General features: G+C 51.6%; 23 protein-coding genes. 8 read left to right on the top strand and 15 right to left on the bottom strand.

Annotated features, from left to right (window positions below):
* Nucleotides 1-80 precede the first annotated feature (80 nt).
* Together Q0X64_RS06900 and Q0X64_RS06895 are read left to right on the top strand one after the other, a co-directional pair.
* On the top strand, nt 81-770 hold the full coding sequence (locus tag Q0X64_RS06900) for a type 1 glutamine amidotransferase domain-containing protein (protein WP_297810409.1): 690 nt from the start codon (nt 81-83) through the stop codon (nt 768-770).
* Between the two features lie 39 nt (nt 771-809).
* Nucleotides 810-1,091 (top strand): peptidylprolyl isomerase, encoded by a 282-nt coding sequence (locus tag Q0X64_RS06895; protein WP_297810406.1) that lies wholly within the window; start codon nt 810-812, stop codon nt 1,089-1,091.
* A gap of 342 nt (nt 1,092-1,433) precedes the next feature.
* Here Q0X64_RS06895 and dinG read toward each other — a convergent pair whose 3' ends face one another.
* The gene (dinG, locus tag Q0X64_RS06890) at nt 1,434-3,512 is read right to left on the bottom strand and encodes an ATP-dependent DNA helicase DinG (protein ID WP_297810403.1); all 2,079 of its coding nucleotides are present in this window, start codon (nt 3,510-3,512) and stop codon (nt 1,434-1,436) included.
* Between the two features lie 221 nt (nt 3,513-3,733).
* Here dinG and Q0X64_RS06885 point away from each other — a divergent pair, with 221 nt between their 5' ends.
* Entirely contained in the window at nt 3,734-4,687 is a 954-nt protein-coding gene (locus Q0X64_RS06885; protein ID WP_297810400.1) for a 1-phosphofructokinase family hexose kinase, read from the top strand.
* Nucleotides 4,688-4,716: 29 nt separating this feature from the next.
* Here the strand turns inward: Q0X64_RS06885 and Q0X64_RS06880 are convergent, their stop codons facing one another.
* The 5 genes from Q0X64_RS06880 to Q0X64_RS06860 all read right to left on the bottom strand — a co-directional run bounded on the left by Q0X64_RS06880 (nt 4,717) and on the right by Q0X64_RS06860 (nt 8,538).
* Complete coding sequence (locus Q0X64_RS06880) at nt 4,717-5,172, bottom strand: GNAT family N-acetyltransferase (RefSeq protein ID WP_297810397.1); 456 nt, start codon at nt 5,170-5,172, stop codon at nt 4,717-4,719.
* Nucleotides 5,162-5,854 (bottom strand): MFS transporter permease, encoded by a 693-nt coding sequence (locus Q0X64_RS06875; protein WP_297810395.1) that lies wholly within the window; start codon nt 5,852-5,854, stop codon nt 5,162-5,164. The genes Q0X64_RS06880 and Q0X64_RS06875 overlap by 11 nt, the downstream gene beginning before the upstream one ends.
* A complete protein-coding gene (locus Q0X64_RS06870; RefSeq protein ID WP_297810391.1) occupies nt 5,851-6,783 on the bottom strand; it encodes an aldo/keto reductase in 933 nt (310 codons plus the stop codon). Before Q0X64_RS06870 ends, Q0X64_RS06875 begins: the two co-directional genes overlap by 4 nt.
* Before the next feature lie 510 nt (nt 6,784-7,293).
* Nucleotides 7,294-8,091 carry an ankyrin repeat domain-containing protein gene (locus tag Q0X64_RS06865; protein ID WP_297810388.1) on the bottom strand — a complete coding sequence of 266 codons (798 nt, stop codon included), beginning with the start codon at nt 8,089-8,091 and terminating at the stop codon, nt 7,294-7,296.
* A gap of 21 nt (nt 8,092-8,112) precedes the next feature.
* The gene (locus tag Q0X64_RS06860) at nt 8,113-8,538 is read right to left on the bottom strand and encodes a hypothetical protein (protein WP_297810385.1); all 426 of its coding nucleotides are present in this window, start codon (nt 8,536-8,538) and stop codon (nt 8,113-8,115) included.
* Nucleotides 8,539-9,013: 475 nt separating this feature from the next.
* Here Q0X64_RS06860 and Q0X64_RS06855 point away from each other — a divergent pair, with 475 nt between their 5' ends.
* On the top strand, nt 9,014-9,478 hold the full coding sequence (locus tag Q0X64_RS06855; RefSeq protein ID WP_297810382.1) for a VTT domain-containing protein: 465 nt from the start codon (nt 9,014-9,016) through the stop codon (nt 9,476-9,478).
* 76 nt (nt 9,479-9,554) lie between these two features.
* Here the strand turns inward: Q0X64_RS06855 and recJ are convergent, their stop codons facing one another.
* From recJ to Q0X64_RS06825, 6 genes are read right to left on the bottom strand one after another with little or no spacing between them, the layout of a single operon-like run.
* Nucleotides 9,555-11,291 (bottom strand): single-stranded-DNA-specific exonuclease RecJ, encoded by a 1,737-nt coding sequence (gene recJ / locus Q0X64_RS06850; protein ID WP_297810379.1) that lies wholly within the window; start codon nt 11,289-11,291, stop codon nt 9,555-9,557.
* A complete protein-coding gene (locus Q0X64_RS06845; protein ID WP_297810376.1) occupies nt 11,288-12,214 on the bottom strand; it encodes a hypothetical protein in 927 nt (308 codons plus the stop codon). Before Q0X64_RS06845 ends, recJ begins: the two co-directional genes overlap by 4 nt.
* Nucleotides 12,207-12,911, bottom strand: a complete 705-nt coding sequence (gene hda / locus Q0X64_RS06840) for a DnaA regulatory inactivator Hda (protein WP_297810373.1) — start codon at nt 12,909-12,911, stop codon at nt 12,207-12,209. Before hda ends, Q0X64_RS06845 begins: the two co-directional genes overlap by 8 nt.
* A 14-nt stretch (nt 12,912-12,925) precedes the next feature.
* The gene (locus Q0X64_RS06835; RefSeq protein ID WP_297810370.1) at nt 12,926-13,972 is read right to left on the bottom strand and encodes an AI-2E family transporter; all 1,047 of its coding nucleotides are present in this window, start codon (nt 13,970-13,972) and stop codon (nt 12,926-12,928) included.
* Nucleotides 13,969-14,526 (bottom strand): CDP-alcohol phosphatidyltransferase family protein, encoded by a 558-nt coding sequence (locus Q0X64_RS06830; RefSeq protein WP_297810367.1) that lies wholly within the window; start codon nt 14,524-14,526, stop codon nt 13,969-13,971. The genes Q0X64_RS06835 and Q0X64_RS06830 overlap by 4 nt, the downstream gene beginning before the upstream one ends.
* Nucleotides 14,523-15,578 carry a DUF2066 domain-containing protein gene (locus tag Q0X64_RS06825; RefSeq protein WP_297810363.1) on the bottom strand — a complete coding sequence of 352 codons (1,056 nt, stop codon included), beginning with the start codon at nt 15,576-15,578 and terminating at the stop codon, nt 14,523-14,525. The genes Q0X64_RS06830 and Q0X64_RS06825 overlap by 4 nt, the downstream gene beginning before the upstream one ends.
* Before the next feature lie 107 nt (nt 15,579-15,685).
* On the opposite strand from Q0X64_RS06825, the gene purM reads away from it, so the two are divergent.
* The 4 genes from purM to Q0X64_RS06805 are packed head-to-tail and all read left to right on the top strand — an operon-like array spanning nt 15,686 to nt 18,697.
* Entirely contained in the window at nt 15,686-16,744 is a 1,059-nt protein-coding gene (purM, locus tag Q0X64_RS06820) for a phosphoribosylformylglycinamidine cyclo-ligase (RefSeq protein ID WP_297810360.1), read from the top strand.
* Nucleotides 16,744-17,337, top strand: coding sequence for a phosphoribosylglycinamide formyltransferase (purN, locus tag Q0X64_RS06815; protein ID WP_297810357.1), 594 nt, complete (start codon nt 16,744-16,746; stop codon nt 17,335-17,337). Before purM ends, purN begins: the two co-directional genes overlap by 1 nt.
* 2 nt (nt 17,338-17,339) lie before the next feature.
* Nucleotides 17,340-18,089 (top strand): DUF3108 domain-containing protein, encoded by a 750-nt coding sequence (locus Q0X64_RS06810; protein WP_297810354.1) that lies wholly within the window; start codon nt 17,340-17,342, stop codon nt 18,087-18,089.
* A gap of 2 nt (nt 18,090-18,091) precedes the next feature.
* The gene (locus Q0X64_RS06805; RefSeq protein WP_297810351.1) at nt 18,092-18,697 is read left to right on the top strand and encodes an NUDIX domain-containing protein; all 606 of its coding nucleotides are present in this window, start codon (nt 18,092-18,094) and stop codon (nt 18,695-18,697) included.
* 57 nt (nt 18,698-18,754) lie between these two features.
* Here the strand turns inward: Q0X64_RS06805 and Q0X64_RS06800 are convergent, their stop codons facing one another.
* The 3 genes from Q0X64_RS06800 to Q0X64_RS06790 all read right to left on the bottom strand — a co-directional run bounded on the left by Q0X64_RS06800 (nt 18,755) and on the right by Q0X64_RS06790 (nt 20,684).
* Complete coding sequence (locus Q0X64_RS06800; RefSeq protein ID WP_297810349.1) at nt 18,755-19,180, bottom strand: PGPGW domain-containing protein; 426 nt, start codon at nt 19,178-19,180, stop codon at nt 18,755-18,757.
* Between the two features lie 21 nt (nt 19,181-19,201).
* On the bottom strand, nt 19,202-20,107 hold the full coding sequence (locus Q0X64_RS06795) for a D-hexose-6-phosphate mutarotase (protein WP_297810346.1): 906 nt from the start codon (nt 20,105-20,107) through the stop codon (nt 19,202-19,204).
* Nucleotides 20,108-20,201: 94 nt separating this feature from the next.
* Nucleotides 20,202-20,684, bottom strand: coding sequence for a peptidylprolyl isomerase (locus Q0X64_RS06790; RefSeq protein ID WP_297810344.1), 483 nt, complete (start codon nt 20,682-20,684; stop codon nt 20,202-20,204).
* Nucleotides 20,685-20,904 lie beyond the last annotated feature (220 nt).

Here is a 20,904-nt window from a genome sequence, read left to right as displayed (position 1 = left end):
AGCATTTAAGCATGTCATGTGGTCAACAACAATCAGAGCTTCAGTGATAACTGCTGAGCAAACTAATGTGAGGAGCTACTATGCATATTTTAATGGTATTAACATCGCATGACCGGCTGGGTGTCACCGGTGAAAAAACCGGCTTCTGGTTGGAAGAATTCGCCGCCCCCTACTATGTTTTCAGGGATGCCGGCATCAATGTCACGCTGGCCTCGCCCCGCGGTGGACAACCGCCGCTCGATCCCAAAAGCGAATCGCCGGACTTTATCACCACTGATACCGAGCGTTTCAATCAGGATCAGGCTGCCCAGCATCAACTGGCCAATACATTGCCCCTGGCACAGGTTCGCGCTGATGACTATGAAGCGGTGTTTTATCCCGGCGGACATGGACCGCTCTGGGATCTGACCCACTCTGCCTGGTCTATCAAACTCATCGAAAGCTTTATTTTGCAACAGAAACCCGTGGCGTCAGTCTGCCACGCACCGGCAGTATTACTGAACGCTAAAACACCGAGTGGTGAGCCACTGGTTAAAAACAAAGCGGTCACCGGCTTTACCAACTCTGAGGAAGACGCGGTCGGGCTGAGCCAGGTGGTGCCGTTTTTGCTGGAAGATGCCTTGAAACTGAAAGGTGCCTGCTTTACCCGCGCCGATGACTGGGCCAGCTACTGCCAGACTGACGGCCTGGTCATCACCGGCCAGAACCCGCAGTCCTCCGCTGCCACAGCGCAGGCGCTGATTGCCTCGCTCAGGCAAGCTGCTGCTTAGCTGATATAATGAGCGGTTTTACTCAAAAGAGACATGACTATGGCTAAAGCAACGGCAAGACATATCCTGGTGGAAAGCGAAGAGATCTGCCTGGAACTTAAACGTGAAATTGAACAGGGCGCGGATTTTGGTGACGTCGCAAAAGAACACTCATCCTGCCCATCCGGCCGTAGCGGCGGTGACTTGGGTGAGTTCGGTCCCGGCATGATGGTTCCGGAATTCGACAAAGTGGTCTTCAGTGCACCAGTCAACACGGTTCAAGGCCCGGTGAAAACCCAGTTCGGCTATCACCTGCTGGAGGTCACCAGCCGTAGTGAATAAGACTCACTGTCTTGTTACTGAAAAGCCCCTTTTCCGGGGCTTTTTTGTTTGTCACCACAGAGACACAGAGTGCACAGAGTTTTAAAAGACCAGTGCGTTATTGGAACTCGCCCTAGTGCAGCGGAATCATTCTGATTTTTGCTGTCATCCTGAGCGACAGCTGAAGGATCTCAGCCCAAGGTTGGAAAACAGGCCTCCACCCCGGTCGGCATGACACGCTCTGGATACCTCTACTCCTGTCGATATGACAGGTTTTCTGCATACCACCACTCCGGTCGCAAAGACACACTCTCATGAGATCACTATTCTCTGTGCCCTCTGTGCCTCAGTGGTTCAACACCATCACCGCACTAAACGATAATCCGGCAAATGCTCAAGCAGTTGCTTACCGTAACCTTTGGTTAACAAACGCCGATCCAGAATGGTGATCCGGCCTTTATCGGTTTCCTTGCGCAACAGTCGGCCACAGGCCTGAATCAGTTTGATACTGACCGCCGGCAAAGACAGAGCAGTAAACGGCTGCCCGCCCCGGCTGATAATCCATTCCTGTTTGGCCTGTTCTATCGGCCGGGTGAATACCGGAAACGGCAGTTTGGTAATAATCACATGGGTACACAGATTACCCGGTAAATCGACACCTTCGGCAAAGCGATCCAGGCCAAAAATGATACTGCCCTGCCCGGCTTCAATCTGACGAATATGCCGCATCACCATGTTTTTCGGTGACAGGCTATCCCCCTGAATCAAAACCTTGGCGGTGATTTCCCGCGGCAATTGCTGGTAAACCTCGGTCATCGCTGCCCGCGAGGTAAACAGCACAAGTGTGGCCTCATCGGTATTAATAATCTCGACAAGTTTGTCTACCACCTCACGCCGCCACTGCTGTTGCTGTTCATTCGGTAGATAGCGCATCTCGGGCAAGTGCAGCGTTGCCTGATCACGATATTTAAACGGTGACGGAACAGCCAGAAAGTGTGAGGCATCAAAGCGGTGCAGGCCACTATCCAGACGGAAACGATGAAAGAGCCCCATGCCGCGTAAGGTTGCCGAAGTCAGCACCACGCCGTAGGCACGGGTCCAGAGGCTGCGATCCAGAAAATAGGCCGCGGTCATCGGCCCCGCATGAATCACCAGGGTTTGTTGCTTGGCAAACTGCTCGACTGATAACCAGCGCACATTAGGCGGCCGTTCGGCCTGGTCGGGTTCCAGAAACAGCGCCATAAAATCGATCAGGTAACCGAAAATATTCTGTACCGTGCCGACCTGGGGCAGTAAAGCTTCGCCGACTTTATTGGAAAGCTGGGTTTTCTCCAGCCCTTCCTTGATCCACTTGCCCAGCACGCTGTAATGCTTGTAAATATTATTAGCGCGTTGCAGCAGATTCTGACAGGGGATCAACAAAGCATTGACCAGCGGACTGTTCCAGAAAATACGGGGTTCGCTGATGCGTTTTTCCAGCAGGTCCTGCACCAGACCATCACTCTGCAAAATCGTCTCCAGATGCTGCAGGTGGCTGACCACCGCAGGCAAATCACGACGCAGTTCGCTGAGCATGTAACCAAAGTCATGCTGACGGAATGCCAGCGCGGAGGGAATTTTCTTCAGCACACTGTCTGCGGTTTCAGTGGTCTGGTAAAGCTGAATAAAATTCAAGGCCTTGGCGGCGTGATCAAGCGCTTTCCGGGGCAGGTTATGGGCCTCGTCAAACACAAACAGGACTTCTTCAGGATTGGGTAAGACCAGGCCACCCCCCAGATCGGCATCACTCAGAATCAAATCATGATTGGCGACAACTACCTGGGCACTGACCATTTCCCGCCGTAACTTGTAATAGGGACATTGCTGATAAAAGGAACAGCTTTTACCGGCGCAGCCCTCGGAGTCGGTTGATATCTGGTTCCATAAATCGGGGCTGACCTTGTCCCGGCGGCTGTCGCGATCACCGTCCCAGCGTTCCTGGTCCCATTCACTGAGCATTTGCTTGGCTGCTGCCATATGCAGGGCCTGCTGGTACTTTTCATCGATGTCGATATCCAGAGCCTGCTGCTCAGGGGTGGTGGCGAGCTGGCTGAGTTTACTCGGGCACAGATAACGACGGCGTCCCTTGACCTGAACAAAACGGATGGGCTGTTCCATTGCCGCTGAAAACTGCGGTAGATCCTTTTGAATCAATTGTTGCTGCAGATTGACCGTAGCCGTGCTGATAACCAGCGTTTTTTTATTATTGATGGCGGCCTCGATGGCACCGCTCAGGTAAGCCAGAGTTTTACCGACGCCGGTTGGTGCCTCTACCACAGCAATGCGCTGCTGCGGCGGCCTTGCCATTTGATCGGCAATAAACTGACTCATCTGCTGTTGCTGGGAGCGTGGCGTGAACCCGTCTATAGCCGACTGCAATCGCTGGTATATGGCTTCCGGCAAGGTTAATTCCCAGCCTGATAAGTGTCTGGCATGTGTCTCATCAATAGTGGCGAAAAAGAGGCCTGATACCCATTGTCATGCCAACGTCGAAGATGGCATTTCGATGAAAATCAGACAGCTATTGTCCGTATATGCTGAGCGCAATTCAATCATTTAGCTGTTCAAACCACCATGAAATTTCTTACACTGATAATCAGGCACTTGTCAGGAAGCACTGCATCATGGCAATGAGACCGGATCGCCCTATCACAACGCTGTGTCTTAACCCGGCACTGGATGTCACTTATTATGTGCACACCCTGATCCCGGACGAGAAGTCCCGTGCTGACAGTGCCCGCCATGATCCTGGTGGCAATGGCATCAATATTGGTCGCGCACTGGCAAGACTGGATATCGAATCGCATACAATTTGCGTGATTGCCGGCGCGGTGGGCCAGATATTCAAAACCCTGCTCAAAGATGAACTGAACCATGTCGTCTTTGAAGAAGTGGCAGGTGAAACCCGTATTAACACCACCATTATTGAGACCAGCAGCCGCAATCAATATCAGATAACAGGCAGCGGCAGTGACATTCCCCCCGCCGATATTGAGCGTATTGCCAATGATTTTATTGAAGTCACCGGCAACGGCTACGGCATTATCACCGGTTCCTGTCAGCCCAATGTGCCGATGACTTTGTATGCTGATCTGGTCCGCCGGCTCAACCAGCAAGGCGCGCGTGCCGTGGTTGACACCCATGATGAAAAACTCAAGCTGGCGATTGCTGAGAAGCCCTTTCTGATCAAACCCAATAAACACGAACTCGAGCAAATGCTGGGTAAACCACTGAACTCTGTTGAAGCAGTCGCGGAATGCGCCCGCCAGATTCAGCGAAGCGGCGTTGAGTATGTCTGCGTCTCTCTCAGCTTTGAAGGCGCTTTACTGATCAGCCCGGATAATAGTTTTTATGCTACAACGCTGGATGTACCGGTGAACACCACCGTCGGTGCCGGTGACTCGATGGTGGCCGGCATGGTGGCCTGCTTTAATCATCATGACGATGCCGAACTGGCGCTGAAATGGGGGATTGCCTGTGGAGCCGGTACGGTTATCCATCCCGGCACCCAATTATTTGAAGAAAAAGATATTGAGGCCTTGAAGCAAAAAGTCATCATCAAGAAACTGGATATTTGACTCATTGCCCTGAATCGACATTAAAAGCGCTATTTTTGCATCACCTTGAGCATAGCGATATGCGGTATGCCATCTTCCTCATAGGCTTGCCCGCAGACATCAAAGCCCAGCGACGCATAGAAGCTGGTCAGATATACCTGCGCCGATATTCTGATGTCATGGCCCGGGTAAGTGTTGTGAATGAATTTGATGGCTTCTTCCATCAAAGCACGGCCCATTCCCTGTCCCCTGAATTTTGCCCGGGTCATGACCCGGCCAATTGAAGCCTGTCTGGTATGCGTATCGGGCCCAATGATTCTGGCATAAGCGGCCAGCTCGCCATTGACCAATACAGTCAGGTGCCAGGCCTGAAGATCCCAATCATCGGTTTCCTGATAGGCACAATCCTGCTCGACAACAAAAACAGCCTCACGCGCTTGAATGATCTGGTGTAACTCAAACGCGTCAAAATCTGCCAATCGAGACCACTTAAAATCAACCGTCATGGGTGTTGTCCTGTGTAACCAGGCTGTATCCAAAGCTTTTACAAACCAGTCCCATCATTGCTGTGCCTAATAGAACAAATATCACCATTGCTGCGGGAGTTGCCTCCAAAGCCCACAAAGTCAGCCCGGAATACAACAGCCAGAGTGCCGGAATAATGGCAATCAGCCATAAATACCAGCCTCTGAACAATAAGACGACCAGCCCCAGTGTGGTGACGGCCGTAGGATCAGGATGTACGCCAAACACTTCCGCCTGAAACCAGCTACCGCTGCTCAAGGGCCCGATAAAGGGCATCACCAGCAGCCCGGAAAACGCGATAGCTATCCCCAGAGCAAAAGCACCTTTGCGTGGTCTGCTATCCAGCCCAATCCCCGTCAAAGCCATCAATAACAAGATAGCTTGAGTGAAAAAGAAATAGGCTATGTAGCCACCCGCCCAGTTAAGCTCGGCATAAAGCTGCATAAAAAAGGCATAAGCAACAAAGCCCCAGGCGGGTGCAATAAGCACAGCGGCCAGTCGAGCACGGTGTTTCCATGCCAGCCAGCAAGTCACCAGCCCCAGGATCAGCATCAGTAAATGCAGCGGCCAGTAAGTCTCGCCCATGCGTTCCAGTAAGCGGAAATAGATATCAGCGGTAAAAGGAATAAAATCCTGCAGCGAATAGCTCAAGCCGTTGCTCATAGCGACTCAATATATTTCACCATCTTCTGCCGGGTGTTAGCTGAGGGCATCGCCCCCATGCCGGCCCGCATATTTTCACGCAGATGGACGACTTGCATGGTCGCTGGAATAGCACAAGTCAAAGCTGGGTGACTCACGATAAACTTCAATAGAAAATCAGCCCAGCTTGTGCAGCCAAATTCTTCGACTGCCCACTCGGGCAAGGCCTCATCGCGACTCTTCAAACCTTTAATCAGCCTGCCGCCGTCATAAGGCCGGTTGGCAATGACAGCGATCCCCCGATCCTGAGCCAGCGGCAGCAACCGGTTTTCCACCTCACGATGGGTGATATTGTAGGTCAGCTGAGCAAAGTCGATATCCTTGGAAGCCATAATCTGCTCAAATTCCTGATGGCGACGACCATGCGAGGTGGTGATGCCAATATGCCGAATCAGCCCTGCTTGTTTCATTTCTCTTAGCGCTGCCAGATGCTCACGCCAGTCTCTCAGGTTATGCACCTGCACCAAATCGAATTGTTCAAGATTCCAGCGCCCCAGCAGCTCAGCGACCTGCTCGACTGCTGAACCACCTGCCGGACTCCAGACTTTTTCTGCCGAAAACAGGCTGTCGGGCACACCTAACTGTTGCAAGGCATAACCCATCACATCAGGCGCCGAACCATACATGGGCGAGGAATCAATCAGCCCTCCACCCAGTTCAAAGAACGCTTTTACTACCTCAGTTCGGGCATCCAGCAACCTAGTATCGCTACCGACATTGAAGGTTTGCCAGGTGCCAAGGCCAATAACCGGCAATGTCTTATTATCTGAATAAGGTTTGCGCAGCAGTTCCCTATCTATCGCAAAGCTTGGTATTGATGGAAAAAGCGTAGCGGCCAAACCGACACCAAGCATTTTAAGACTTTGTCTGCGAGTGAAGCGGCTATTCATTTTCAACGCTCCTTGGAGGACTTTTAAATCAAGACTGGGCCAGAGAATTCGTCTGGATGCTCTTAGCTTTACCTAAGCATAGTGACAGTCAGGTCTCCGACAAAATTCTTAGGCAATTGATTCTGTGTCAAACTTTTTTAAAAATAGTGCGGTTGGGATGAGTCTGGCCGTGAGGCAGTTTAATTAGGTCAAGTTATGCGTTGACCACTGTTTTCAATTTAAAAAGCAACAAAAAAAATAACGTAATATAAAAAAACACAAATCATGCCCATACAATATGAGTCAATAGTATGGCCTTGTTTATCACCCACCAAGCCCTTAGGTTTCAAATAAAATTTTTTAATCACCAAAACCAACATTGGTATGAATAAAAAAATGATTTTCATAAAGTCGAAAAACGAGCCATTGAAATCAAAGATTGTCATATCAACGCTTCGCTCGCGATTCGGTCCCGGGCATGCAGCCCAACACTACTAGCATTTTAGACATCATGAAATGAGCCCAACCTTGCTAGTACATCACCCTGCCATAAATCATATCTTCAATTTCTGCTGCAGTTGCCGGATGTTTTTCTAGATGCCGTTTTAAGCGACCACTGGCAGGAAACTCTGCCCCATTTTCCTTTAAAATATCGATAGCCTTCTCCTTGTAAGGTTGCATCTCTTCATTTGCAACCCGCCCTTCGACATAAGCGGCCAGCGTCTGAAGATCACCATCAAAGCCTTGCTCCAAAAAAAAGACTGTTAAATCAAATCGACCAGGAGTTAGACACATAGATGCCGCAGTTTCTCCAAATCGGTTATTCCATGTCATATCAGCACCGTTATCCAATAAAATCTGGATATTCTCCAGCCGTCCCTGACCTGAAGCCACCATCAGCACAGACTCATCACGTCTACCTATTTGGTTGACATCGCCGCCATAACGAATAAGAAGCTTCAAAAATTCTGGCTTGTTCCCTCCTGAAGCCAGCCACATGGCCGATACTTCTCGCTCAGGATCTTGATAGTTGGGATCGGCGCCGTTTTTTAACATATATTCGATGGCGGTCAGGTCATTGGCATGCTCTTCAGCGATTAGCCAGAACAGTGGTGTGATTCCCTCCTTGCCTACGGCATTGATATCTACGCCGGCCTTGAGCTGCTTATCCGCCCGCTGGTAGTTGTTATTCATGACAGCATCTACAAATTGCCCCACCTCAGGGCTAAATGCCTCATTCAATGTCATACCGCCGACTAAGTTTGCTTTGCAGCCCACGGTGATAGTGAGCAGAATGGTAAGCAGGTAATATTTGATATTTTTTTGCATAGCTCCCTCTACTTATGACTTCTAATACCAGCAAGCTTTCAAATCAACAGGCTGAATTTCCATGGTGATATTTATGTTTTTTCCACTGTCTAAAATTTCATACAGCTCAATGTGACAGTTAACCCCATTCAGAATGTAATGAGCTTCGTAGCGTGTATTTTCTTCAGGTGTAAAACGATAACCAATGACACAGGCAATACCATAAGGCAGTTGACTGGTATCAAAACCCTGCTCGATCCAAACAGGTTTATTCGCTCTAACTTTGAGCCACTGCCCAACTTCCGGTTGTCGCCTGGTAGCACAACTATTACCAGTATCAATATGGTTAAAGCCTTTCTCATTGATAAATTTGATTGAAGCAAGAGAGCCCTCACTGGGAGGGAGATATGGTTTGGCACAACCTATAACCGCAACCAAAAAATACAGCGTGAGTAAAAGTTTCTTCATGTCCATAAAATCCCTTTAGTTTTCTATCCTTTTTGACTCTCACGCCTGTAGGTGTGGTGATCTAATATGCATTACAAATGCTTGAGCTCGATACACGCCACTTTCAGCCGGGCATTGACATCATCGCTCTTGGTGCACCATTCCTGAGTCATTGAATAGCCACCGATTTGCTAGACACCTCTCAGCTATTAAAATGGCACTCAGAGAGGTGCAAATGAACGACAAACGTTATCCCGAAGAATTAAAAATCGAAGCAGTTCGTCAGATTACTGATCGCGGCTGATCAGAGCCGGGTAGCACCATTTATGGAAAAGCTTATACTTATTGCTCCCATCATGGCTATTCATAAGGAAATGTCATCTTTCAAAAATTCAAGCAGGCCTGCGAAAAGCTGATTTATTCTCGTCACCTTCTTGTGGGCGTGGGATTTATTTCCTTTCTCGAGTCAATCATCCTGCCCATCCCACTTGAGGCCATGTTGATCCCGCTGCTGCAGAGTCGTCGCGATCGATTATGGGCAATTTGCCTGTCAGCACTTCTGGGTTGTCTGCTCGGTGCTTCTCTGGGGTATTTCTTCGGTTATTATCTTTTCGAGCAGATAGGTGACCAGCTGGTAAATTGGCTTGCATCACCTTCGGAATTCAATACCATCCGCGCTGATATCCATGAACAAGGCTTCTGGTTCGTATTGAGTGTTGGTATCACCCCTGTGCCATTTCAGATTGCGATGCTGGCAGCCGGCGCCACGGGCTATGCCTTTTCGTTGTACATTGTGGCCACGTCTTTTGCTCGGGCTGCCCGCTATTTCGGTTTGGGCTTACTTGTCTGGCTGCTGGGCAATCACGCACAAAAGTGGTTTCAGCAATATAAAACACAGACAGCTACGATATCTTTCCTGCTTGTCGCCCTTGTCTGGGTGGGAGCCAGTTATTTTTATTGAAGCAAGCGTGTTTCAATGAGAGCACATTTACCCTTCATCCGGGTTTCTAGTAACTAGCCTTTTTTCTTGCTGATTGTTAAACCGGCTGTAATAAATCATCCACCAGAAACTGTACCGACTTAGTGGCTCGAAACTCGTTAACGGCCAGCCGGTAACGAATCAGCACTTGTGTGCCCCGCTCCAGCCAGTCGGGTTTGCCTTGTCTGAAGGCCATGGCGGTGATTTGCCGGTTATCGGGCAGGCTTAAACTCAGGCGTAAGTGATCCTGGTCCTGCCCCACCAAACGCCAATCAGCGACTTCAAACAGGCCGTGGAAGCGCGGTTCTTCAAAGCCCTGGCCCCACGGGGCGGCGTTGGGCAACTGCTCAGCCAGAGTGAGATTGATTTCACCTTGATGCAGTTCACCATCGGAATGCAGGTGTTGCTGATAAACAGACGGATCGACCATTTCTGTGAGCACGGTTTCAAATGCTTGGGAAAAGGTTTGGAAATCATCCTGTTTCAGCGTTAACCCGGCTGCCATGGCATGGCCGCCAAAGCGTTGCAGCATGGCCGGGTGACGAGTAGCAATACGGGCTAAAACGTCACGAATATGCACGCCGGCAATCGAGCGCGCCGAGCCTTTGATTTCGCCTTCATTGCCTGGTGCGAAAGCAATCACCGGTCGGTGCAGTTTTTCCTTGATTCGTGAGGCCAGTAAACCAATCACGCCCTGATGCCATTCTGAGTCAAACAGACAAAAACCCGGGGCCGTGTTGTCGGCATCCAGTGACAGTTTTTCGAGCATGGTTAGCGCATCCTGCTGCATCTGCTGTTCGACGCTGCGTCTGTCCTGGTTTATCTGGTCCAGTTGCGCGGCTGCAGAAAGCGCCTGCTGCCAGTCATCACAGAGCAGCAGGTTAATGCCCAGGCCCATATCATCCATCCGGCCCGCCGCATTGAGCCTGGGCGCGATGCTGAAGGCTAAATCCGGACTGGCCAGCTTGACGGCCTCACGACCGGCGACTTGTGCTAAAGCCAGGATTCCAGCGCAGGCACGCCGTTGACGCATCCGTTTCAGACCGACATCGACTAAAGTTCGGTTAAGCTGATCCAGTGGCACCACATCCGCCACTGTGCCCAGTGCCACCAGATCCAGCCAATCGCTGACATTGGGTTGTTTTATGCCCTGCTGTTCAAACCAATTCTGCTCACGTAAAGCTTGTCTCAGTCCCAGCAGCAGGTAAAAGCAGACGCCAACGCCGGCCAGATTTTTCGAGGGAAAGTTATCACCGGGCTGATTGGGGTTAATAATGGCATCGGCTTGCGGCAGGATTTCACCGGCCAGGTGATGATCGGTAACCAGTACCTTAATACCCCGCGCCTGGGCGGCATCCACCCCCGCCACTGCGGCAATACCGTTATCAACCGTGAGCAATAAGTCCGGCTGGCTGTCAGTGGGGATTTCATCGAGCAGTTCTGGCGTCAGGCCATAACCGAGCACAAAGCGGTTGGGCACAATAAAGTCGATATTTTTCAGCCCCATGGCTTTCAGGCCGCGAATGGCCAGCGCACAACTGGTGGCGCCATCGCTGTCAAAGTCAGCGACGACGGTGACTTGCCATTGCTGTTCTATCGCCTCAAGCAGCAAGGCTACGGCCTGATCCATACCCAGCATCTGCTCGGGCCGCGGTAGATCGGTCAATTCAAAAAACAGGTTTTCGGCCTTTTGAATACCTCTGGCAGCCAGCACCCGGCGCAGGCAGTCCGGCCAGTGCTCCGGCAGGTTCTCCCAGCCGCTGCTGTCTCGTTGTTTGATGTCGACCTGTTTCATTTCCACAATTGCCAGCTTTTCAAAGGTGTCAGCCGGTAACGGCCCCACTCCGGTATGATGATATCCAGTTCTTTGAGTTGCCCGCGACGGAGCGCCTGAAAGGCGGGTAAAAGCCAGTTATCAAGCAAATCATCCAGTTGCTTCTGCCAGTCCTGCTCGACTTCAAACTTCAGCATGTGGATAGCCTGCTTACCTGCGATTTCCTGGTAGGCTGACACAACAGCGTGATAAACCGAATCACTCTCACTGGCCAGTTTTGCCAGGACCTTGTCATCGCCGGATACATTCGGCCATGACCTTAAAGCCTGCAAGCTACCCTGCCCCCAGAACCAGAGACTGTTAATGGGCACTTTGCCAGCCTGTTCACGGGCCTGATTTTCCGGGCATTCAAACAACAGCATCTGGATTTCATTCCACAGTCTTATCCAGTCGTTTGCCTGCGCTCCTTGTGGAAGCTTATCACTGACTGGCAGGCCGTTGAGCCCCTCTTTGGGGCTAAAGTTCACCTCGGGCGAGTCGCTTAAATCCAGTAGCCACTCCTCGGCACTGATCACCTGCAAGCGGCCCTGAAACTTCTCCAGCAGGGGTTGAATACGGTTGGCAAAAGCATGGGCTTCTTCAAGCGTAATATCCAGATCACGGTAAAACAGCAGCAATTGATCCCGATCCGGGTGCAGGTAACAGGGATCAGCACAGAGTGAATTAATACTGCCCCCGCGTAGCTGGGCTATCGGCAATCCGGCCGCTTGATTAGATTCGGAAAATAAAGCCAGTAAATGCGGATAATAGGCGCGACTGTCGGGCTGAAAACGGGCTTTATTGAGTATTTTATGCAACGCATCAGGCCATAACGCCCGATTCAGTTCATTGGCAAATACAGCGGCAGCATCAGGCAGAATCAGGCTGAGATGGCGTTTAGCCATTAGCCAGCACCTGCCTCACAAAAGGAATGGTCAGACGACGCTTGGCCTCCAGTGAGGCTTTGTCGAGTTGCTGCAATACCGTCATCAGTGCTGGCATATCACGGCCATAATGGCGGAGCAGATATTGCGCGACCTCGTCACTCATACTGAGCCCGCGTGACTGTGCCTGCAATATCAAAGCCTGCTGCTTTTGCTCATCGCTCATGCTGGTGAGCTGGTAAACCAGACCGGTGGCCAGCCTTGAGCGTAAATCAGGCAGTTCAATCCGGGTGTTGGCCGGGTTATGTTCAGTCGCCACCAGTAAATGGCCTTTGGCATCGTGCAGACGGTTGAAGCAGTGGAATAACGCCACTTCCCATTCCCGGTTTCCGGCAATCGCTTCCAGATCGTCCAGACACAAAAGATCCGCCTGCTCCAGTGATTGCAATACCGCCGGCTCGGCAGTCTGTATCAGTTCAGCCAGCGACAGATAAATCACCCGAAAGCCCTGTTGCTGCACCCTCTCGGCGCAGGCAATCAGTAGATGGGTTTTACCGGTGCCGTTCTCCCCACTGAGGTAAAGAAAGTCAAGATGATCAAGCTGGCAGAATGTCTTCAGCGCCTGCTCGGTTTCCGCTCTGGCAAACAGAAAGTTATCCAGGCGGTAAATTTCCTGTGGGGTGAGGCGCAGCGTTAACTGTGTTTCGGCAACGGACATGCTATCTCTTTCAATCAGGTATACAAGTGGCTACTGACATAGTGGCGATGAGCATGGCGCAGCAGGACCATCACCACGGCAGCAACTGGCAGGGCCAGCAAGACACCGGTAAAGCCGAACAACTGACCACCGGCCAATACGGCAAAGATGACTGCGACCGGGTGCAAGCCAATTCGCTCACCGACAAACCGTGGGGTCAGCACCATGCCTTCGATCATTTGTGCCACGCTGAACACGATGGCGACATACAGCACTGGCAACCACTCGCCGAACTGGAAAAAGGCGGCGAGGCCCGACAGCCCAATGCCCACGATCAGGCCCAGGTAAGGCACAAAACTGACGATGCCGGCGATAACACCCAGCAGCAAGGCCAGCTCCAGGCCAATAATAGTCAAACCGATGGTGTAAATAGTCGCCAGCGCCAGCATCACCATTAACTGGCCACGGATAAAGCCGGCCAGCATATCGTCGCACTCCAGTGACATCTCAATAAACTTGTCTGAGTAGCGGCGCGGCAGCAGTTCCCGAAAGCGGGCAACCAGCAGATCCCAGTCGCGCAGAAGGTAAAAGGTCAGCACCGGAATCAAAACCAGGTTACCTACCCACTGCAGTAGGACCATGCCGGAACGGGTCATGGTATCGAAAATGCCTCCGGCCACCTGCCCGACTTCCGACCAGTAGTCACTCAGCGCTTGTTTCAATGTCTGCAGGTTAAGCACATCGGTCGGCAGCCCGGCCATCGTCAACCAGGGTTCGATAGTCTTCTGCGCCGTGGTCAGGTATTCAGGCAGGTTGGTAAATAATTTGGCGATCTGGGCACTGAGCAGGGGCAGCATGATCAGCAACATAATGGATAGCCCCAGAAACAGCACCGCAAACACCACCGATACCGAGGCGGTGCGTGACAACTTCCAGGTCTCGAGCTTATCAACCAGTGGGTCGCCCAAATAAGCCAGCAAGGCAGCAATAAAAAATGGCATCAACACCGCTGACAACTGATAGACAAGCCAGCCGCCTACCACAACGCCAATCAGCAGGATCAGTTTATTCGTGTCACTCATGACTTGCCCTTGATTTGCTTCCATGCCCGCGTTCCCCATACCACAACATATTCGGTGCCACTGTTAATTACACTGGCCACGACCAGCCAGATGCCGATGGTCACCAGCTTATCCAGCCCCTGAAACCATTGCTGCTGAATCATTACCAGCAATACCAGCGCAATTTGCAGTGTGGTGTTGATTTTACTGCTCCACAGAGGGGACAAGTCGAACTCACCCAGATAGTAATGATAAGCCAGTCCACCGCTGATAATAATCAGATCTCTTGCCACAACCAGCCACAGCAGCCACAACGGTAACAAGCCGAGCCAGGTCAAAGTGGCAAAACTGGCCAGCAATAATAATTTGTCGGCAATCGGGTCCAGAATCGAACCCAGCCGCGACTCCCAATGAAAATGCTTGGCCAGAAAACCATCCAGACCATCAGAAACACCGGCCACAGCGAACAAAAGCAGTGCCAGCATAAATTGCTGCGTCGCCAGCGCCCAGACGACCGGGCCGACCAGCGTGATCCGCAGTATGGAAATCAGGTTGGGTAAATCACTCAGACTCAAGGTATCAACCGGTATTGTTTGGCGTCGCTGCTACTGAAACTATTGTCCTCAGCCAATAAACTGCCAACCGTGAGCGTTCTTTGCAATATGGTTTCGCTGCCGCGAAAGGCGATATCCAGATCCAGTTGCTGGCTGCCCAGGTTTTCCACCCGGATATCGGTGATCAAATCCAGTTGTCTGAGGTAGTTCATCAGCCGGTTAAAGTCCGCATAATCAAGCACATTGGTGATTTGCAGTTTCAGACGCTGTGCCGGGCTGCTGTTATCGGCAAGCGGGCTGTATTTGAGCGCCATTTTATCTGCCAGTTGCCCCATACCTGCTTGCAGAGCCCGCCCCAGACTGCCCTGCGACTGCCATTGATGCTCAATATTATCGCCATTGGCCTGCCATTGAATTATCGCCTCGCCGTTGAGCAGCTTGATATCAGCTGCAAGCACAATATCGGCACCATAACGCATCGAAGCCTGATTGATGGCGGCCTGATTCATCTCGCGAATATCCTGCGCTGTTAATGCCGACTGATCCTGCAAATCCATCAACGGCAGCAAAATGGGCAGGCCGCGGGTATCAGCCGCATCCGTCAGCGGTTTCAATACGCCCTTGCCATCGGTTTCCAGCCCCACCAGGCTCTGCTGTCCTTCAGCTTCGACCACTGCCCACACCAACACATCGGGCCGGACTTTTCCCCATAGTGGCAACTGTAAATCATTGATAGCCTGATTGACGGCTGACGGCTCAAAACTGAGTCTGAGTGATAACTGATCCGGACGGGTCAGGTCGGCGGCTGCGATATTGGTGCGCTGGTATTCATACTGCTGCAGATATTGTTCGGCATTCTCCAGCACTGGCTCCAGCGGCGCCGCATCAAGCAGCGACTGGTTGCCGACCACTTTCAGCATCACCTGCCTAAGTAATTGTGGCGTCATCCGGGCGCGTTCGTCGACATCGCGGGAACTGACCGGCGCGGCGGCCTGATACAGATTTTTGACCTCCGCGGCCTGGCCGGCAGAGCTCATACTAAGCAAAATTAGGGTAATAAATAGTCGCTGCATTGTGGTATTCTAACACGCTGATATCGACGTGTGACGCACGCTGCAGCCTGACTTCAGCGACGCCGCGTTAAGCCATTAAACAGCCAAATAATATTCAGGAACAAACCATGACCGATCGCGCGGATTCTTCACGCTCATCTCTCAGTTATCGCGATGCCGGGGTAGATATCGAAGCCGGTAACGCACTTGTTGACCGTATTAAACCGCATGCCGCTAAAACCAAACGTCCCGGCGTAATGGCCGGCCTGGGCGGTTTTGGCAGTCTGTTTGAGCTACCGCTGGATCGTTACCAAAACCCGGTACTGGTTTCTGGTACTGATGGTGTCGGCACCAAACTGCGTCTGGCCATCGAGTCAGGCATTCACAACACTATCGGCATCGATCTGGTTGCGATGTGCGTCAATGATATTGCCGTTCTTGGCGCTGAGCCACTGTTTTTCCTGGATTACTACGCCACCGGTAAGCTGGATATCGATGTGGCTGAATCGGTAGTCTCCGGTATTGCCGAAGGCTGTCTGCAGGCTGGTGCCGCCCTGGTGGGTGGTGAAACCGCGGAAATGCCAAGCATGTATGAAGAAGGCGATTACGATCTTGCCGGTTTCTGTGTCGGCGTGGTCGAAAAAAATGGTGTAATTGATGGCAGTCAGGTCGCCGCCGGTGACAGCTTAATTGGTCTGGCAGCCTCCGGTCCACATTCAAACGGCTACTCGCTGATTCGTAAGATTCTGGAACGCAGTGGTCAGTCTCTGGATGACGCTTTCGACGGTGCGACGCTGGGCGAAAAACTGCTGGCTCCAACGCGAATTTACGTTAAGTCATTATTGCAACTTAATGAAAATGTTAATATTCATGCACTTTCTCATATCACCGGTGGCGGCCTGCTGGAAAATATTCCACGGGTATTGCCCGAAGGTGTTAAAGCTGTCATTGATGCCAATAGCTGGCAGCGTCCGGCCGTTTTCGACTGGCTGCAGGATCAGGGCAATGTTGAAGATATGGAAATGTACCGTACCTTCAATAATGGTATCGGCATGGTTGTCGTGGTGGCCGCTGACGAAGCTGATAAAGCCTTGTCGCTACTGAACGAGGCCGGCGAACAGGCTAGCATTATCGGTCAGATCGAGACCGCAGCTGACCATGAAGAAAGCGTGGTCATCAAAAAGTAATGGCTTCAAACAGACAAAAAGCACGGCTGGTCATTTTGATTTCCGGCCGCGGCAGCAATATGCGTTCAATTGTTGAGGCCGCACAGCAAGGTGAACTCAATGTTGAGATTGCCGCAGTGCTCAGTAACAGGCCCGGCGCACCCGGCTTAGACTTTGCGAGTCAGGCAGGTATCGACACTGAAGTTATTGATCATAAATCCTACGATAGCCGCGAAAGCTTTGATCAGGCCATGGCTGACAGCATCGACGGCTATCAGCCCGACTTTGTCATTCTGGCCGGCTTTATGCGCATTCTGACTGAGGGCTTTGTCTCGCACTATGCCAGGCGTCTGATCAATATCCACCCATCCCTGTTACCTAAATTCAAGGGCCTGCACACGCACCAGCGGGCGATCGATGCCGGTGAAAGAGAACATGGTGCCAGTGTGCATTTTGTCACAGCAGAACTGGATGATGGTCCGGTAATATTGCAGGCCAAAGTACCGGTATTCAGCGATGATGATGCTGATACCCTGGCCGCCCGGGTACTGGAGCAGGAACATCAGCTTTATCCGGCTGCCATAAAGAGACTGGTGTCGCAACAAACGGAATAAACATGCTCAAAACGTTCAGTTATATCCTGCTTCTGTGTCTGGCCTCAATTGCCACGGCCAGCGATATTCCTGACTTTTCTGCTAATTATCTGGTCGAACTCAACGGCATTCAGGCCGGTGAACTCAAACGCAGTCTCAGCACCGAAGAAAATGGCCTGCGCCGTTTCAATTCGGTGTCTCAGGCCAAGGGCGTATTCTCATTTTTCAAACCCGATATTATTAAAGAGACCAGTCTCTGGAAACTCAACAGTGACCGGGTTCAGCCTCAGCATTACCGTTACCATCGCAGTGGCGGCGATAAAGACAAAATGTTGTCCATGGAATTTGACTGGGCTAACAAGCAGGTCAGCATCGACGATAAAAAACATCCCTGGACCCTGGATCTGGAGACCGGCGTACTGGACAAGCTGGTCTATCAAATCAGTCTGATGCGCGATCTCGACCGTGGTATTGAGCAAGTTGACTACCGTATTGCCGATGGCGGCCGACTCAAGACCTACAAAATCCGGGTACTGGGCAAGGAAACCATTACCACGCCACTGGGTGATATTGATACCGTCAAACTGACCCGCGAGCGTGATGATGAAAGTGACCGCCAGACCACGCTCTGGTGTGCGCCGGCCTTGGATTATCTGCCAGTCAAACTGGAACATGTTGAGGACGACACCACCTTCACCGCCCTGCTCCGCCACCTGAAAGGCATCAACAGCGAGCAGGCTTTCAGCCAATTGCAATCCGCCAGCAGCAAATAACCATGAGTCAGAAAGCATTTAAAATCCTCAATGAGGACATGCCCTTCAAGGGCTTTTTTAACGTCAAAAAATACACCCTGCAGCATACGCTCTACGATGGCGGCTGGAGTGAACCGGTTGAGCGCGAAGTGTTTCACCGGGGTAATTGCGTGGCAGTCCTGCTCTATGACCCGGTGCTGGATGAAGTCATTATCATTGAGCAGTTCCGCGCCGGGGCTATCCTCAAACCTGAGCAGGAAGAAGCCTGGCTGCTGGAAATTGTGGCTGGCGCCATGGAGGATGGAGAAACGGCGGAACAAGTCGCCCGGCGGGAAGCTAAGGAAGAGGCCGGCTGTGAAATCGGTGAAATGATTCGCATCAATCAGTTCTTCACCTCACCCGGCGGTACATCAGAATGTCTCACCCTGTTCTGCGGCAAGGTGGATGCCAGCGAGGTCGGTGGTATACACGGCCTCGATCATGAGGATGAGGACATTAAAGTCACCAGCCATCAATTCGATGAAGTCTGGGAATTATTGCAGCAGGAACGGATTGTCTCGGCGATTCCGATTATCGCCATTCAATGGCTCTACATTAACCGCGACAAGCTCCGTCAGCGCTGGACCTAGGATTTATTATCCTTTCATCGCCACCTCTGCTGGAGGCGACTTTTAGCTCAACAATCCCTAAATGTCTAACTGTTGGCGGCCGGCGCGCCGTCTCAGCCAGGCCACGGCTCGGTAGATAGCGGGTCGCTGAATCAACCAGCGTTCAAAACGGTATTTGCCGGGAAAGTTCAGTAACAAAACGCCAATCAACAGGGTCAGCAAGCCCTGCCCGGGTAAGACCAGCATCGCCAGCCCCAGCAGAATAAATATCACGCCCAGCAGGTTTTTCACCAGCTTGATAAGCCAGCGCAAAATAACGTGTTGCTCGGCCCAGTGAGGGATCTGACGCTTGCTCTCTGCAAAATAATCAACAGGAATTCTGACCACCAGAAACGGGATCAGAAACAGCGATGCGACAAAACACAGCAGGGAAACAATGCCCAGCCAGAGCAGCAGCGTCTCGTTTCCCCAAATAAGATCAAACAGGTTCTGTAAGGCCGTCATGGGCGCAGTCTGCTTACTTGATTAAGTCTCAGGACTGATTCGGTAGCTGACTTGCATATGGTGCATCGCTCCCGGCGCCACAATCACGCTGTTGGCAATGGCATTAGCCGTTTCCACACAGATAAACTGTTCGTAGTCCTCAGCGGACATATCTTTTAGTTCAGCCGCTTTATCCCAGGGATTCCAGACCACAAAGTTGTCCGCACCCTGATGTTCGATTTCTATTCGCCTTCTCAGCGCCGGATCGACAATGGCCACCCTGGTCGGTGCATTGAGGTACACCCGGTCGGTTTCACCCTCAGCGGTCACATCACCGCTTTGTTTATGCTTGGCATAGTCCAGCGTTTTGTCCAGGTAATCTACCCCATCGAGTCCGGCCACGCGTGCCTGAGTAATATCACCGACGCGGAAATAACTGTGCAGGGCTTTGGACATGCTAAATGGAATATCGCCCTTGTTTTCAGTGGTCAGGGAAATATTCAGTTGCTCACCAATATGGATTTTCTTACGCAGTCTGAATTCACTCGGCCACCATTGTTTGCTGGTCGCGGTCGACTCCAGGCCCAGGGTAATTTCAACATTGTCATCGTGTAACTGACTATCGAGTACATCCCAGAAAAGGTTCCGGGCAAAGCCGTGAGCCTGACGTCCCAGATCACCCGGGTCATCGCCAAACCAGGGCCAGCACAGCGGCGCACCGCCGCGAATGGCCTTGCCCTGTTGATACTGGGCTTTGTCGCTCAGGTAAAACAGATCATGCTCGGCACGGGCCGGCTTGTATGACAGCAACTGGCCGCCATAGAGCGCGACAGTGGCTTGAGCCTGAGCGGTCGCCACTTCAATCAGTGGCATGCCTGACGGTCCTTCAACAAAATTGACTTTGTCTTCCCTGGCAAACAGACGGTTTAAAGTATTCAGATCCTGCATCGTGGTACCCCAAACGAAAAGACGGGCGGTAAAGCCCGTCTTTCCTTAGACATGGATAACTGTATACAGTTATACGCGATGTGCTAATTTTTTATTAGTGCTCGTGACCGCCTTCACCATGTACGTGACCATGCTCCAGCTCTTCTTCGCTGGCTTCACGGACTTCACGAACAGTGACGTCAAAGTTCAGGTGAACACCGGCCAGAGGATGGTTGCCATCAACGGTCACGGTCTCTTCTTTGACTTCAACGACAGTCACCAGAACCGGGCCTTGCTCGGTTTCAGACTGGAACTGCATACCCTGCTCGACTTTGTCGACACCGCTGAACAGTTCGCGTGGCACGTCCTGTTTCAGTTGTTCATGACGCTCACCGTAGGCTTTTTCAGGCTCGATGCTGGCTTTGACTTCATCACCGGCTTCTTTACCCAGCAGCGCTTCTTCCAGACCCGGGATAATGTTTCCGGCACCGTGGAGATAGGCCAGCGGACCCGCACCTTCAGAGCTGTCGATGACGCTGCCGTCGTTGTCTGTCAGGGTGTAGTCGATAACAACGACTGTATTCTCTGCAACTTTCATTTAGATTCCTCACTTAGATGTTTTGGATTACAGCTGCAGCTTTTTGTCACTACAACTAGAGGCTTCGACGCCTGTGGCTTCAGCCATATCACAGCCGGGCTGTGACTTCGCAATAACGCCTGAGACAGCCACCACTAGATAATCCTGTCGTGACTGTGTCCAGCCCCGGTGACGAAATAGTGTTTGCGCTGGCTGATTCAATGATGACCGATTTGCTCTG

The sequence above is a fragment of the uncultured Methylophaga sp. genome (genome assembly GCF_947259025.1).
Lineage (GTDB): Bacteria > Pseudomonadota > Gammaproteobacteria > Nitrosococcales > Methylophagaceae > Methylophaga.
Note: the sequence above shows the minus strand (reverse complement) of the source record. Positions and strands in the feature narration are given on the sequence as shown.